This is a genomic window from Risungbinella massiliensis, from assembly GCF_000942395.1.
GTDB lineage: Bacteria > Bacillota > Bacilli > Thermoactinomycetales > Thermoactinomycetaceae > Risungbinella > Risungbinella massiliensis.
Genome location: NZ_LN812102.1, coordinates 1,327,118 through 1,342,460 on the forward strand (window position 1 = coordinate 1,327,118; position 15,343 = coordinate 1,342,460).

Genomic DNA, 15,343 nt, shown 5'->3' on the forward strand with positions numbered 1-15,343 from the left:
TGTGAGGTAAGCTACTTTACTGCCTCAGTTCCGCTCCCATCGATGTTTCGAGATGATGGACTACCCGTTGATGTGCTTCTTGTACTTCTTCATCTGTTAAGGTGCGGTTCTGAGCACGATACACGAGGGAGTATGCGACATTTTTCTTTCCTTCCTCTAGTGGCTCTCCGGTATAGACGTCAAAAAGTCTAACAGATTCAAGTAGTTCGCCAGCAGCTTGGCGAATTCCTGCCTCTAACTCTCCTACAGGCACCTCTTTATCCAAAACAATGGCTACATCTCGTGTTACTGCTGGGAAACGACCAATTGGTTCATACTCGATCTGGAAATTGAGGCAACTAAACAATCTGCCAAGATCGATCTGACATAGCATCGTATCTCCAAGATGATGTTTTTTCGCTAACTTCGGATGTAATTGCCCAATAATCCCTACAGGTTCTCCTTGAATATGGACCTGTGCCGTACGTCCTGGGTGGAATCCATCTACTTCGACTGCTACTGTCTCAGAACGATTAATCCCTAAACGCGCGAAGAGAGCTTCTAAAATCCCTTTCGCAACAAAATAATCGCCTCCCGAAACAGCTTGTTGATTCCAAGATGCATTACGCAAGTTACCTGTGAGGAGGAATGACAATTCCAGTCTCTCCAATGGTTGCTCGGTAATCATCTCCTCTTCTGTCAAGTAGCTTTTGCCAATCTCAAAGATTGCTACATCTTCCATACCTCGATTGCGATTGTAAACTGCTGTTTCTAGAAGTTGTGGCAATAGTGTAGTACGCAAGTAAGCATGTTCATTACTCATCGGTAGAGCAAGACGAATTGGTTGAATTCCTGTATGAAGCGAGGCTACTTCTTTTCCTTTTTGCTCTGAAGTAAGGCTATACGTAACTACTTCATTTAACCCCAGGTTACGAAGAGTCCGTTTAATAGTACGACGGAATTTCTGTTGACGAGAAAGTTCACCAGGAGATTGTTGTCCCCAAGGCAATGTAACTGGAATCCGATCATATCCATACATCCGTGCCACTTCTTCGATCAAATCTACTTCGATTGAAACATCTTGGCGACGTGTTGGCACTTGTACATAATAAATGTCATCTTCGAAACGAGTAACGAAGTTGAGACGACGGAAAATATCCAATACTTCATCAGACTCCATTTGAATTCCGAGTAAACTGAGAAGACGTTCATGACGAAGTTCTACTTCTACTTCAGAGACTTCTCCGATACTCTCAAATTCAACATTGGAAACAACAGTTCCACCAGTGATTTCTTCTAACAATTGAACTGTGCGAGAAAGCGTAGGGATGACTCGTTCTGGGTCAATTCCTTTTTCAAATCGGTTGCTTGCTTCTGAACGAAGAGCATGTCTACGTGAAGATTTACGAATGAGATCTGGATCAAAATAAGCAGATTCAATTAACACAGATGTAGTTTCATTCGTTACTTCAGAGCTTTCTCCTCCCATAACACCTGCCATCGCTAAGATCTGATGTCCGTCTGTAATCAACAAGTTATCTGTCGAAAGCTTTCGTTCAACACCATCTAGGGTCATCAGCTTCTCACCATCTCTGGCACGACGAACTAGGATATCGCCTCCTTGAATCTGATGATAATCGAAAGCATGTAGAGGTTGTCCTGTCTCAATCATGACGTAATTAGTTATATCAACGACATTGTTAATAGGACGAATACCTGCCGAGATCAATCGGTTTTGCATCCATTGAGGGGAAGGTCCTACTTTCACGTTTTGAACCACTTGTGCTGAATACAAGGGACAGTCATCTTCGGATTCAATGATGATCTCTACTGTTGTAGCTTTTCCCTCTACCGTGATAGGAGTAATTTCTGGTAATTTCAACGGACGATCAAAAATAGCAGCAATCTCATAAGCTACTCCAATCATACTAAGACAATCAGAACGGTTTGGAGTAAGTTGGAGCTCAATTGCTTGGTCATCCATACTAAGATAGCTTCGGATATCTTCCCCAACAATGGCATCATCGCCAAGTACTAAGATCCCTTCCGTTTGCTCTTTCATAATCACTTTGTCAGGCAATCCCAACTCTTCTGCCGAACAAATCATCCCATTGGATTCCACACCACGTAGAGTCGTCTTTTGAATCTGTATACCACTAGGTAGTTGTGCACCTTCTATTGCTACCGGCACTAGTTGACCTGTCGCAACATTAGAGGCTCCACAAACGATCTGGAGTGGATGAGCACCACCAACATTTACAATACATACTTTGAGACGGTCTGCCTCTGGATGCGGTACTGTCTTGATAACTTGTCCGACCACCACATTACGAACACCCGTATCCCGAGTATAGATCACCTCTACTTCGATACCCGTACGATTTAGTTCGTCTGCGATATCCTCTGGAGTAATACCTGTCAGATCTACATAATCTGATAACCATTCATAGGAAACTAACATTTCGGCTTTCTCCTCCTTACACCGACCGGAATTGTTTCAAAAAGCGCAAGTCATTTTGATAAAAATGGCGGATATCATCTATGTTATATTTAAGCATCGCAATACGCTCAATCCCAATACCAAACGCAAATCCGGTATACCGTTCAGGATTATATCCTGCTTTAGCAAGAACATTTGGATGCACCATGCCAGCTCCTAAAATTTCTACCCATTCTTTTTCTGGGTGGTAGATATCTACTTCTACACTTGGTTCCGTAAATGGGAAGTACGAAGGGCGTAGACGCATCTCTGTACCAGCACCAAATATTTTTTCAATGAAGGTGAGCAAGACACCGTTTAACTCACTCATCGAAACTCCTTTATCCACGACTAACCCTTCGATTTGGGTAAATTGATGGGAATGAGTAGCATCATCGTCATCACGGCGATATACTTTCCCAGGACTGATGATCCGAACGGCAGTGTTTCCGCCTTTTTCTAACATCGTACGAATTTGAGCTGCAGAAGTATGAGTACGTAATAAAATATCATCAGTAATATAGAATGTATCCTGCATATCACGGGCTGGATGATCTTTTGGGATATTCAGCATTTCAAAGTTAAACTGGTCTGTTTCTACCTCTGGACCTTCTACCACTTCAAAGCCCATCCCTACGAAAATATCCTCAATCTCTTCAATAACAGCAGCAAGTGGATGAGCTGCTCCAATTGGATTTACGATCCCAGGCAACGAAACATCTAATTTTTCTTCACGAATCTTTTCATCCAATTGTAACTCTTCTAGATGAGTTTCTTTGGTCTTTAGTGCCTCTTCCAATTGGGATCGGATCTCATTTGCAAGACTCCCGATAACAGGACGTTCTTCAGCAGAGAGTTTCCCCATCCCACGCAAAACAGAAGTAAGCTCCCCTTTTTTCCCTAGATATTTCACTTTCAGGTCACGTAGCACCTCTAGTTGATCTGCCGCTTCTGTAGCAGCCAACGCTTCTGTACGTAACGATTCTAAAGCCTCACGCATTCACTGGTCGCTCCTTTCTAAGCGAAAAAGTGCCCGAATAACAAAAAAACCCCCGACCCTCTAAAGGGACGAGAGATCCGCGGTACCACCCTTGTTGAGAAAAGAAAGATCATTCACTCTTTTCTCCTCTTTTCTTCGATAACGGAAAAGTTCCGGTACTCCCTACTATGTAGTAACAACAGTTTCGGGAGCCTTGCTCCAGAGTGAATTTCAATAGCCGTCTCCTTAAAGTTGCTTCCAGTCACGGCAACTCCTCCCTGTCAAGGTCGCACTATCTACTCGTCTCTTTCTTCGCAACAAGAAATATATGGGCAAAATTTATTTTCATTATAACGAAGGCTTTGGTCGCATGCAATAAATTCCTATAAATGATTCCGGTTTTGCCTAATTTTTTCGTACAAAAGTAGTCCGCCCGCTATTGCAACATTGAGAGATTCTGTTCCACCTGGCATTGGGATTCTTACCGTTTGGTCTACCATTTCTTGTAGCGCTGGATCTACCCCTTGTCCTTCATTGCCAAGTAATATAGCACAGCCTGATGAATAATCAGCTTCATCATACATAATTTCAGTATGAAGCGAAGTACCTACTACGGAAATCTTATGCTGTTGTAAGCATAGAATTACTTCCTTGAGATCTTCCTGTGCTAGAGGTACATGTAAGATAGCCCCCATCGACGAGCGAACTACTTTACCATTGTACGGATCAACAGTTCCTTTACCAACAATTACTTGTGTTACTCCAACCGCTTGTGCTGTTCTAAGGAGTGTACCAAGATTACCAGGATCTTGAATACGGTCTAATAACAGATAAAATCCATCAGCGGAAACAATCATATCTGATTTGGGAAGAGATATTTCTGCCATGATCTTTTGCGGAGATTCAGTCTCTGCTATCTGACGAAATAAGGACGGGGAGAGCAAAAAAATTGGAAAGTCACTAATGGTGGGAAATCGTTTTAGATAGGAAGAAACTATTTCTTGTGAGTCTCCCTCGACGATAATGTGTGAGATGGTGATGTGAGGAGATTTCAGCGCTTCTGAAAGCAAATGTTCTCCTTCAATTAGCATACTGTTTGCTTTTTCTCTACCTTTTCTCGTTTGTAACTTTTTCCATCTCTTCACATGGTCATTTTGTGTTGACTCCAAACGGTTCACTTTCACTTTTGTCACGCCTTTCGCTTCCTTGTTCGTTTCTGCTAACCATTCTATCCCACTTTCCATAAAACGAGTAACAAAACAAAGCATAAACAGAAAGAAAGAAGAGCACTTTATGAAAAGAAGGAGGGATTAGGATGAATTTTAATATTCGTGGAGCAGTACTACATAATATCAAAGGAATGAACGAACAAGAGCTTTCTGACATGGTACAAGACTCGATCCAACAAGGGGATGAAAAACTGTTACCAGGACTAGGAGTACTCTTCGAAGCAATCTGGAAAAACAGTCAACAGAAAGAGAAGTCACATATGATGGAAACATTGCATCAAACTGTAGCATCTGGCAATACACCACCAGTTACCAGTTAATACAAGTGAAATCTGATTGTAATATTCTCGACTTTTCAGTATAATAAAGGAGAAAGATTTCGTTCTTTCACCGCATTTTTCCTTCTTATTATTGAATGTATTCACTCCCAAACCTATGAAAACCACCCTTAAGTGGGTGGTATTTTTTTTGTAAGGATTTTGTGAGTTACTTTCGATCATCATTCTCTAAGTTATATGTTTATCATTATATTGATTATCGGTTTGTTTATTAGGTATTTTCGCTTTTTAATGAAGATGAAAAGTGAAAAAATCCAACCTAAAAGTATGGAGTTCTCATTACTTTTTCCTTCATACCTTTCTCGATCCTCCCAAACGTCATTGACATCATTCCGAAAATTGTAAAATAATTTAGAGGAGAAATCCTATGCATAAGGCATTTCAGTTCCAGATCGATCTACTAAGGAACAAGTACAATTGATAAATAAATCGATCGGGTGTAGTCGTTTGTTTTTAACTATCTCTTATAGCTTGTTGCATTAAACTAAGTTAAGCGTAGGCGCGCCGCCGGTTTTCCCGCTTCTGATCTGCTCCGGCTCCCTAACGCTCATAGTCGCATCTCAAAAGGGGAAAACCTCTGGCTTTGGGTTCAATGGCAAGAAGCCTATCGAGAAACAAAGAAAGGGCTCACCTATCCTACTTGTGTAGCTCCACTTCTCTCCAAAAACAAAATGACCGACCACGGTGGAAAAGCAAACGGAATCCAGTACAGTCTTATACCAGTCAATGCACATCACAAAAAGAGTTGTCCTCTAGTATCGAAGTCGGTACAAAATCAAACGTTACCCAAGCTAGGTTGGGTAATGTTTGCCAAGTCTCGAGAAGTAGAAGGGAAAATCCTTTCTGCTACCATTTGTAGAAACCCTACTGGCAAATATTTTATTTCCATAGATGGGATTACCCAAGAATCCCCCACCTCTTAGCGTTAATGTAGGTGGGGGAGTGTTCAATAGCCTAATTGTAGTTCTTTTACTTTATCTGCATCCAAGCGTTTTACCATCTCTACGAGTAAATCTACCAATTGTTCACAGTCACGCTTATCAATAATAGAAGCATGGCTATGAATATATCGCGATGGGACTCCCATTGAAACAGCTGGTACCCCGATTTCATTCAGATGGATATTGGCAGCGTCAGTAGCACCCCGTTGAATGAATTCATATTGGATCTTGATACCTAGTTCCTCTGCTACTTCTTCTGCTAAGTGTACTAATCCTTGATTTGGAATATGGCGTGCATCATACAGCACCATAATCGGTCCTCCGCCTAACTTACTCTCAGAATGAGTGCTCGAGATTCCGGGAGAATCGGTCGCAATACCTACATCGATGGCAAAAGCAATGTCAGGGTTAACTGCTGCAGCTGCTGTTTTGGCTCCACGGCACCCAACTTCCTCCATAACAGTACCTACCGCAAAAACTTGGTTGGGATGATCTACATTATCTTGACGCAGACGATACAAAACTTCTGCTGCTACTGCACATCCCATACGATTATCCATCGCTTTAGCCAACCAACGATTACTATTTGCCATCTCGGTGAACGGAGAATAAGGGATGGCAAAGTCTCCTGGACGTACCCCTAGTTCTTCTGCCTCTTCTTTTGATTCCACCCCTAAGTCGATGAATAGATCCTCTAGTGACACCCCTTTTCTTGCTTCCTCTGCACTCATCATATGAGGTGGCTTTGATCCGATTACCCCAAGTAACTTCCCTTTACGAGTAAAAAGCTCCACTCGCTGTGCTGGAAGAACTTGACTCCACCATCCACCAAGAGGTTGGAACCGCAAGAATCCTTTATCATCGATTCGTGTCACCATAAGACCTATCTCATCTAGATGTCCCGCAATCATGATCCGAGGCCCTTGGCTTCCTTTTTTCGCCACCAAACTACCTAAACGATCTCCTGTAACTTCATCTGCCCATGGTTGTACATAACGTTCCATCACTTCTCGAACCGAGCGTTCATGCCCAGGAGCTCCAGCTGTCTCTGTCAAATCCTTCAACATAGTCTGAAAAGAGTGTTTCACCTTTGTATGTAGCATTGTTTGGCCACCTCGAATTTATCTTTTTCAATTTTTATGGGCAAAAAGAGGGAAAAACCCTCCCGATAAGGGAGGATTCTCTAACAATCATAACCGCCATAATCATAACCGCCGCCAAATCCAAACAGACCAAAACCTAAGAAACAAAGGACGAAGACAATTGCGATCACTGCAATGAAGATCCACGAACCGCCACCTAAAAATCCTCCATAGTATCCGCTCATTTCACGTCCTCCTCTCAATAGCTCTACTACCACTATATGGGAAGAGATTTAAAATGGATGGGATAGTATCAGTAGGCGAACACCCTATTTTATGTCTTCTCCTTTTTCTTTTCCAATCCATAAAAAGAAGGTGATCAAAATAAAGGCGATAAATGCTAGTAAAGGAACCGTAATTGCTTCTGGAATCCAATAATAGGTATTAAGCGGATCTACAATACAAGATACTACACCACAAGATTCGTGCGAATCTTGGAAAAAAGTCACTTTCTGTAGCAAATAGTGGTAGAGAGAAATACTCCCCCCTATGATACTCAGGGGTAAAGCATAAATCCTAATTGTATGATCTTGGCGAAATGTAGCGATTCCCAAGAGAATCACAAATGGATACATAAAAATCCGCTGCCACCAACATAAATAACATGGATTAAAAAGCAAAACTTCACTTAGATAGAGACTTCCACCTGTAGCAGTAATCGAAACAATCCAGGCGAAGTAGAGACTATATTTTTTCAGTAACTGTAACATCTACTTAGCACTTTCCTTGAGAGCTTCTTCAATTGCTGCTTTTACGGAACTATAATCAAGTGGATTGTCTACCTGTACCCCATTGATAAATACAGCAGGTGTTCCTTGTACCCCACCTTGTTCCGCTTTTACGTTCGATGTGGATACTTCGGTTTGATACGTTTTGTTGTTTAAATCTTGTTCTACCTTATTCGCATCTACCTCTGGAATATTCTTACGTACTAGATCGAGCAAGAAAGAAGCCGTAGCCCACTGGGTTCTTTCGTCTCCTTGATTTTGATATACCAAGTCATGATATTTCCAGAATGCATCAGGGTTTTGTTTGTAAATAGAAAGTCCCGCCTCTGCCGCTGTTACAGAATCCGGACCAATAAAAGCGTAATTTCCGAATGTAAAGCTAATCTTTCCTGTATCGATATAATCTTTCTTAATTTGAGGATAAATTTGCTCCGTAAACGTTTTGCAATAAGGGCATTTATAATCCCCAAACTCCACCACTTTCACCTTTGCATTTATATTTCCTGTAGTAGGTTGGGTAGCGTAGTAATCTTTAAATGGATCTACTACCTCTTTGGGCATTACTTGCTGAATAATACCAAATGCGCCTATTGCTACAACGAGAATCAGTATGGTGATCATAACTAGTCCAGACATATCTCGTTTTTTCTTATGTTGATTTGCCAATTTATATGTACTCCTTCCCATGCCATCTAACTTAGATCATAGCAATTTCTTACTCTTTTTTCATCCCCGTTACAATTCAGACACATTTATCACAGAAAATTTTTCGTAGTAATTAGATCTAGTGTCAATCAGCCCTCTACAATAATATCTAGATTTTTCCCAACAGCTAAACGAGCAATTAGTTAAGCAGTTACACCAAATATTGGCATAAACAGAAAAGATCGATGAAATATATTTTTATTTCCATTCTATTTTATGGATGTTTAACCAGTAAATCTTATTTAGTAAAAAAACATTGTACAAATTATGAAATTGTAGTATTAATTTGATAAAATAAGAATGCTCTGGTTAATTAGACTAAATGTAATTGAAACAAATCTATATCCAATTTTGTATATGATACTTGAAAACCGGAGTTTACATAAATCATTCAACACTGAATAGGAGTGAATAATTTTGTCTCCAATTTCTAGTACTCTGGGCGGAATGCTGAGAAGTAGCGCATTACACTATGGCAATATGGAGGCTCTTGTTTCGCCAAGTCTAAGGATTACTTACAAAGAATATGAAAAAATAACAAATCAGCTTGCTCATTTTCTAATAGATAAAGGAATTCAAAAAGGAGACCGCGTAGGGATGATGTTAGGGATCAACCCAGCCTATCCAATTGCACTTATGGCGGTAGCGAAAACAGGAGCAATCGCAGTAGTAATGAACTACATGTGGAGTCAAGATTTAGCCGAATGGGCAGTAGATCATACTGATTGTAAATATCTCTTTTACGAAGATCAATTTGCGCCAAAAGTAAAACCTAAATTGATGCAGAGTGGTATCCCATCTACTCAGATGGTAGAACAACATACACTTACCAAACATTTTTGGAAGGAGATTGAAAATTATCCAGTAACCCCTCCCAAGATTTCGATTACTGGGAATGAGCCAGTTGCCATTACCTTTACCTCTGGTACAACTGGACGACCAAAAGGAGTCTTGGCAAACCATAATGCCTTTTTCTCTAGCGGAATCAATACAACTGCGACCTTAGAAACCAAACCGGGGGATCGATTCCTTCTTGCTATGCCATTATTCCATATCTCTGGGACGATCGTTATTGCTTATCAACCGTTTATGAAATACACATTAGTATTTCTTCCTCAGCTAGAACCGATGAAACTGCTCGATATTATGGAGAACGAAAAAGTAAATTTGACGTTTATGCCACCTACTTTATTAAGCGTCATGTTAACTTTAATCGACCAAAGTGATCACCTACTCGCAAATTTTGAACGATTTGTTTCTGGTGGCACAAAAGTCCCCATCCCAGTAATCAAAGGATTTGAAGAATTAGGCTTTAAAGTAGTAGAAGTATATGGAAGCACAGAAAGTACAGGTATTGTCGCATCTTGGAAGCCGGATTTTGGTTACGATACTTGTCATACAGTAGGAAAACCATACTTATTCCCTGAAGTGGTCGTATTAGATCGTGAGACTAGAGAAATTCTCCCCAATGGAGAAATAGGAGAATTGGCAATTCGTGGACCACAGCTTTTTATGGGATACTGGAAAAATGAAAAAGCGACCAAAGAGTCTTTCCATCAGGATTATTTTTTAACTGGGGATGCAGCTCGAATGGATGATGAAGGTTTTATTGAAATCATTGATCGGTACAAAGATGTCATATTCTTTTCAGGATTTGGCGGTGTCTATCCAAGCGAGATTGAAAAGATACTTTTAGAGATCCCTGGTATAGTGGAAGCTAGCGTCGTAGGTGCTTATCATCCACGATGGGGTGAATTTCCTTGTGCTTTCGTTTATCTCGAAGAGCAAGTAAACCTGACAAAAGAAGATATTCTCGCACAGGTACATTCACAAGTCGATCGATATAAGTTGGCGGAAGTAATCATCTTAAGTCACCAACTCCCTCGCAATGCTACTGGTAAATTAGATAAAAACCGAATGAAAGAAATATATCAAGAAATGGTGATGGAATCTTCTTCCTAAAACGGAAAGCTTCATAAAATGAAAGGCAAGAGACTGCAATGTTTATCTACAATGCGGTCTTTTTGTTACTAAATAAATGGTAAATGAAAGTTTTCCATAGCTTTTGCAGGACTTTTTTTGCTTTATATAGAATTATATTATTGTAAGTAATAAACCACTCTTTAGAAGAAAGAGGTGTAAGCTGTGAAGCATCACCATTCTTCCCTCACTTCCAAACCATCATGTTGTTTCAAAAACAAGGTGTTGGCTTCAAAAACATAATTTCTAGAGATATGACTCTCCTTCTATGTACCTGTCAAATTTTTTCTTATTCGCATAGTATGTAACTAATACACTTCTATTTTCGAGATAAAGTAACTTTTTCTCATTTCACTACCAATATATAGTGCCAGTAGAAAAACAACTTTCGGGAAAACTGTTATTACCTGCGAAAAGAACAACAAAGATCGGGGGTTTCCCCTGTATGAAACACGTTGTAGATACGAATGTGTTGTTGTACGGTGTCGAACATCTACACACACATGAAATCGTCATCACATCGATGGTGCTTCGCGAACTGGAAAAGCACAAGTTGAGTGTAAACGGCCAGTTAGCATATCTGGCTCGGGCTGCCACGCGTCTAATCGAGGAGCAGAAGGATCTCTTCTCATTCGACACAAAAGACTATCAGGTAAAGCTTGGGGAAGATTATGATCCACATTATATGGACAACAAGATTCTCCAATGTTGCCTAGACAATGGATACGGGCTGATCACGCACGATCTATTGTTAAAGCATAAAGCCCGTGGTTTTGGTATCGAGGTACTCGACTTGGTTGTCCAAGATGACCACTACACCGGGTATGTAGAGGTGGATGTGGAAGACGAGCGCTACGCAGATCTCTGTCATAACATGGATGAGAACTATTTTGATCTTCTCACCAACCAGTATCTCGTCATCAAAAGCGGAGAAAAGCAGGTGGATTTGCTCAGGTGGACAGGAGAGTCTCATGTATATGTAAGACCCCGTGGCTTTGAAACAGTTTATTTTGGTAAGTTTTCGCCAAAAGATGCTTATCAACGCTGTGCATTAGATAGCCTGAAAAACAATCAGCTCACCATGATCAAAGGAAAAGCAGGTACAGGGAAATCTCTCATTGCACTCAATTATGCGATGAAAGAAATTGAAAAGGGTCGCTATGACCGCCTTATCTGCTTTGTCAATCCAATGGCTTCTCGGAACTCAGCGAAACTTGGTTACTATCCGGGAACGCGGGATGAAAAAATCATGGATTCGGCAGTCGGTTCTATGCTCAGTAGTAAGTTCGGTGACAAGATGATCTTAGAAGAACTGATGAAAGGGAAAGAGAAAGAGCCACCAAAATTACTTCTTCTTCCTTTCAGCGATATCCGGGGTTTTGACACAACCGGAATGCGAGCTCTCGTTTATATTGTCGAAGCACAGAACTTAGACATCGAACTAATGAAGCTGGCTGTACAACGTGTAGGAGAGGACTCCAAATTAATTATTGATGGAGACTTTGAAGCACAAGTCGATCACCATAGCTATGAAGGTGTGAATAACGGAATGAGACGTCTGTCGGAAGTGTTCCGTGGTCAAGAATACTATGGTGAAGTAGAGCTTCCTATTATTTATCGAAGTAAAATTGCCCAAAAAGCTGATGAGATGTAAAGTATTAAACAACCGCAATCTATATGATTGCGGTTGTTTCTTCCGTTCATTTATTTGTCCCTACAATGAAATTCCTGTATAATAGAGTAACTATTTCACCCCATAAAATAAAAAAGGAGCTTATTATGGCCAATCGGTTGGATCAAATTCTCCAATTGGAGCATCTATCTCGGCAACTTTTTAAACAAATAAAAAAAGAGTTAGCTGAATTATGGAAAGACAGTATTACTGGAGCAGAATTTGGAATGTTATACACACTTTCGCAACGTGGACCTCAAATTGTCACTGCAATGGCACAAACTTTTGATGTCTCTGTAAGTCATATTACACATGTTGTAGATCTCTTAGAAAACAAAGGTTATATTAAACGATTGCGTTCGCAAACGGATAAACGAGTTGTGGAGCTACATTTAACACAAGAGGGTAGAAAAATAGCCGAAGATTTAACAAGACAAAAGATGGAATATTTCCGTGAAAAATTTGCTATCTTGGAAGATGAGGAACTACAACAATTAATTGCAATTTACCAAAAATTGACATCTTCATAATTATTTCCCTTTGTATATTTTACATTTTATATTTCATAAGGTTAAACATATATTTCGATATGCGAAGGAGTTGTTTTCGTGCAAGACCTGACGAAAAGGGAGAAATCGCTCATTATGGTGGCGATTGTCTCGCTTCTTTTGTTTGCAGCACTTAATCAAACGATTATAGGGAATGCCCTCCCCAAAATTTCTGCTGAGCTAAACGGTGCTGCTTATTACAATTGGGTATTTACCATATTCATGCTCACTTCTAGTGTTACTGCCATACTAGTTGGAAAATTATCCGATATTTACGGCCGGAAACCGATTATTGTAGTCGGGGTAGTGATCTTTATGATTGGTACTTTCTTATGTGGTACCTCTGCTAATATTATTCAATTGATCATCTACCGTGGTGTTCAAGGCTTTGGCGCAGGCATGATCATGTCCACGGCTTTTGCTGCTGTAGGGGATCTATTTCCTCCTCGCGAACGGGGGAAATGGCAAGGGATACTCAGTGCTACCTTCGGATTTTCTAGTATATTAGGACCTTCATTGGGCGGTTATATTGTAGAGTACTTTGATTGGCACTGGATTTTTTGGGTTTTCTTACCGATTGGAGTTATCGCGTTGGTCCTGATTTTTTGGCTTTTCCCCAAAACAGAAAAGCAAGGCAAGCAGCCCATTGATTTATTGGGTTCTTTCTTTGTTGTCACGACCATTGTTCCTCTTCTCCTTGCATTTTCTTGGGCAGGAAAAGAGTATGCTTGGAGTTCTTGGCAGATTATCGGTTTGTTTATTACCAGTGTGGTGTCACTTATAATCTTTATTTGGGTAGAAAAACGAGCAGTCAGTCCCGTTATTCCACTCGATCTATTCGGAAATTCGATTTTTACCCTATCCAATGTGATTTTGTTCTTAATCGGTTTCGGGATGTTTGGAACGATTATTTATGCCCCTTTCTTTATTCAAGGAGTAATGGGATTAGGTGCAACTGAATCGAGCTTTATCACAATGGCACTAACGCTAGCAATGGTTGTTGCCAATATTACAACGGGACAGATTATGTCTCGAACAGGTAAATATAAAAAATTGGCTATTGTAGGTGGATTTACTATGGCATTAGGTCTATTCCTACTCTCTTTCTTAGGACCTAATACCAGTAACATAACCATGGTATGGCATTTAATCATTGTAGGAATCGGATTAGGGATTGTTTTCCCAGTCTTTTCCCTAACAGCCCAAAATGCAGTCAGTCATAAGTATCTAGGAGTAGCTACTTCCTCAGTCCAACTCTTCCGACAGATTGGGGGTACCATCGGGGTTGCCATTCTTGGAACAGTACTTACCGGTTCTCTAACAGACGAGATGAGTAATCTTACTCAAAAAACTTCAGCTAACATATCGCTAGTTTCACCAGCTATAAGCTCCAAATTGGCTGCATTACAAGATTCTCAAATCCTAACCAATGCAGACAAATTGCAGGAGATACGAGCATCTCTACCAGCTTCTTTTACTGCTTTGTTTGATAATATGTTAGCAATGCTACGAGAGGCTTTTGCGACAGCTTTGAATCATGTGTTTCTGACTGGTAGCCTCGTTGTCTTATTCGGGATTTTCTTTATGTTTTTTGTGAAAGAGATCCCTTTACGTACCAGTAACAAAACTTCTTCTGAAAAAGACCTAGAACATTCTTGTAACACTTCTTATCCAAAAGCTAGTCAGCACTAAAAAATATTCAAAAGCCCACATTCTTAGAATGTGGGCTTTTAGCATGATAAAAAGGGTTATAAGTGCAATGATAATACTTTTGAAAATTATGTCGTTACATCTTCCGTCGTTTCATTTAACTTGTCCGAAAAATCCCCCATGATTTTTTTCATGATCCATTCATATTCTTCTAGGAGATATGGGACAAAAAAAACGTGGTAGTTTGCTTCACGTTCTTTTTCTAGGTACTCTAGAACAACGTTATTACAATATTGGACCAGCTGCTCCCAGTCTTCGAAATGTGGCAACAGCTCCGTTAAGTCTAAGCTGCCGAGATGCAAGAACAGGTCTTTCTCTGTCCATAGAACGAAGTTTACGCCAATGATTCCTACATTTAAACGATTACAATCATAGACAAATTCTTCGGCAGCAGTCAGTGGCAGGTACAATTCCCCTTCAGCGGCGAGATATCCGCTATCTTCATACTCGCTGATCAGCCATTCTGCTAACATGAATCGTGCTCCTTCTAGTTTCAAGATGAAAGTAGACATAAAGAAAACGCTGAATCACACAAACGCGATCTCCACTGCCAAAATTGTCTGTATGGGAACACTCTCTATATGAAACTGCTAAATTTAGTAGCAGGTATAAAAATATTATATGGTATATTGGAAAAGATCGAAACTGTTTCTCTGACAATTGAGTGTACAAAAACAAAGAAGTCATTATTTTGACAAATTTTGGTATATCCATTTTCTAACCTGTTTTTAAAAATCTTCTTTCGGATCAATGCTACTTAATATATTGGAATTTTTATTATATCCTTTCTATTCTGCCTTTGTCTAGGTTCCTTCATTTCCTTTGAACCTCCCCCACCTACGCTAACACTAAGAGGTAGGGGATTCGAAACTGAAAGGCCTTATACATTGGAATTCACCTCCCTATAAGTAGT

Annotated in this window: 13 protein-coding genes and 1 other annotated feature; of the genes, 5 read left to right on the top strand and 8 right to left on the bottom strand. The window is 40.2% G+C overall.

What is annotated here, in order from left to right; translation table 11 throughout:
* Positions 1–16: 16 nt before the first annotated feature.
* The 3 genes from pheT to VJ09_RS06945 form a co-directional block, all read right to left on the bottom strand.
* Positions 17–2,440 (bottom strand): phenylalanine--tRNA ligase subunit beta, encoded by a 2,424-nt coding sequence (gene pheT, locus VJ09_RS06935; protein WP_044640835.1) that lies wholly within the window; start codon positions 2,438–2,440, stop codon positions 17–19.
* Positions 2,441–2,456: 16 nt separating this feature from the next.
* Positions 2,457–3,458, bottom strand: coding sequence for a phenylalanine--tRNA ligase subunit alpha (gene pheS, locus VJ09_RS06940; RefSeq protein WP_044640836.1), 1,002 nt, complete (start codon positions 3,456–3,458; stop codon positions 2,457–2,459).
* Between the two features lie 61 nt (positions 3,459–3,519).
* Positions 3,520–3,759: a binding site (T-box leader), on the bottom strand.
* 61 nt (positions 3,760–3,820) lie between these two features.
* Entirely contained in the window at positions 3,821–4,630 is an 810-nt protein-coding gene (locus VJ09_RS06945) for a TrmH family RNA methyltransferase (protein ID WP_052807267.1), read from the bottom strand.
* 122 nt (positions 4,631–4,752) lie between these two features.
* Between VJ09_RS06945 and sspI the strand changes: the two genes are divergently transcribed.
* On the top strand, positions 4,753–4,986 hold the full coding sequence (gene sspI / locus VJ09_RS06950) for a small acid-soluble spore protein SspI (RefSeq protein WP_044640837.1): 234 nt from the start codon (positions 4,753–4,755) through the stop codon (positions 4,984–4,986).
* A gap of 964 nt (positions 4,987–5,950) precedes the next feature.
* Here the strand turns inward: sspI and VJ09_RS06960 are convergent.
* From VJ09_RS06960 to VJ09_RS06970, 4 genes are all read right to left on the bottom strand, one after another.
* Positions 5,951–7,048, bottom strand: coding sequence for a M42 family metallopeptidase (locus VJ09_RS06960; RefSeq protein WP_044640838.1), 1,098 nt, complete (start codon positions 7,046–7,048; stop codon positions 5,951–5,953).
* Positions 7,049–7,128: 80 nt separating this feature from the next.
* A complete protein-coding gene (locus tag VJ09_RS18400; RefSeq protein WP_154662350.1) occupies positions 7,129–7,272 on the bottom strand; it encodes a hypothetical protein in 144 nt (47 codons plus the stop codon).
* Positions 7,273–7,356: 84 nt separating this feature from the next.
* Entirely contained in the window at positions 7,357–7,797 is a 441-nt protein-coding gene (locus VJ09_RS06965; protein WP_044640839.1) for a disulfide oxidoreductase, read from the bottom strand.
* A complete protein-coding gene (locus VJ09_RS06970; protein WP_052807268.1) occupies positions 7,798–8,481 on the bottom strand; it encodes a DsbA family protein in 684 nt (227 codons plus the stop codon).
* A gap of 456 nt (positions 8,482–8,937) precedes the next feature.
* Between VJ09_RS06970 and VJ09_RS06975 the strand changes: the two genes are divergently transcribed.
* The 4 genes from VJ09_RS06975 to VJ09_RS06990 all read left to right on the top strand — a co-directional run bounded on the left by VJ09_RS06975 (position 8,938) and on the right by VJ09_RS06990 (position 14,412).
* Positions 8,938–10,482, top strand: a complete 1,545-nt coding sequence (locus VJ09_RS06975; RefSeq protein WP_044640841.1) for a class I adenylate-forming enzyme family protein — start codon at positions 8,938–8,940, stop codon at positions 10,480–10,482.
* A gap of 463 nt (positions 10,483–10,945) precedes the next feature.
* Positions 10,946–12,154 carry a PhoH family protein gene (locus tag VJ09_RS06980; RefSeq protein ID WP_044640842.1) on the top strand — a complete coding sequence of 403 codons (1,209 nt, stop codon included), beginning with the start codon at positions 10,946–10,948 and terminating at the stop codon, positions 12,152–12,154.
* 125 nt (positions 12,155–12,279) lie between these two features.
* Positions 12,280–12,702 carry a MarR family winged helix-turn-helix transcriptional regulator gene (locus VJ09_RS06985; protein ID WP_044640843.1) on the top strand — a complete coding sequence of 141 codons (423 nt, stop codon included), beginning with the start codon at positions 12,280–12,282 and terminating at the stop codon, positions 12,700–12,702.
* Between the two features lie 78 nt (positions 12,703–12,780).
* Entirely contained in the window at positions 12,781–14,412 is a 1,632-nt protein-coding gene (locus tag VJ09_RS06990; protein WP_044640844.1) for an MDR family MFS transporter, read from the top strand.
* An 86-nt stretch (positions 14,413–14,498) separates the two neighbouring features.
* On the opposite strand, the gene VJ09_RS06995 is transcribed toward VJ09_RS06990, so the two are convergent.
* On the bottom strand, positions 14,499–14,903 hold the full coding sequence (locus VJ09_RS06995; RefSeq protein ID WP_044640845.1) for a hypothetical protein: 405 nt from the start codon (positions 14,901–14,903) through the stop codon (positions 14,499–14,501).
* Between the last annotated feature and the right edge of the window lie 440 nt (positions 14,904–15,343).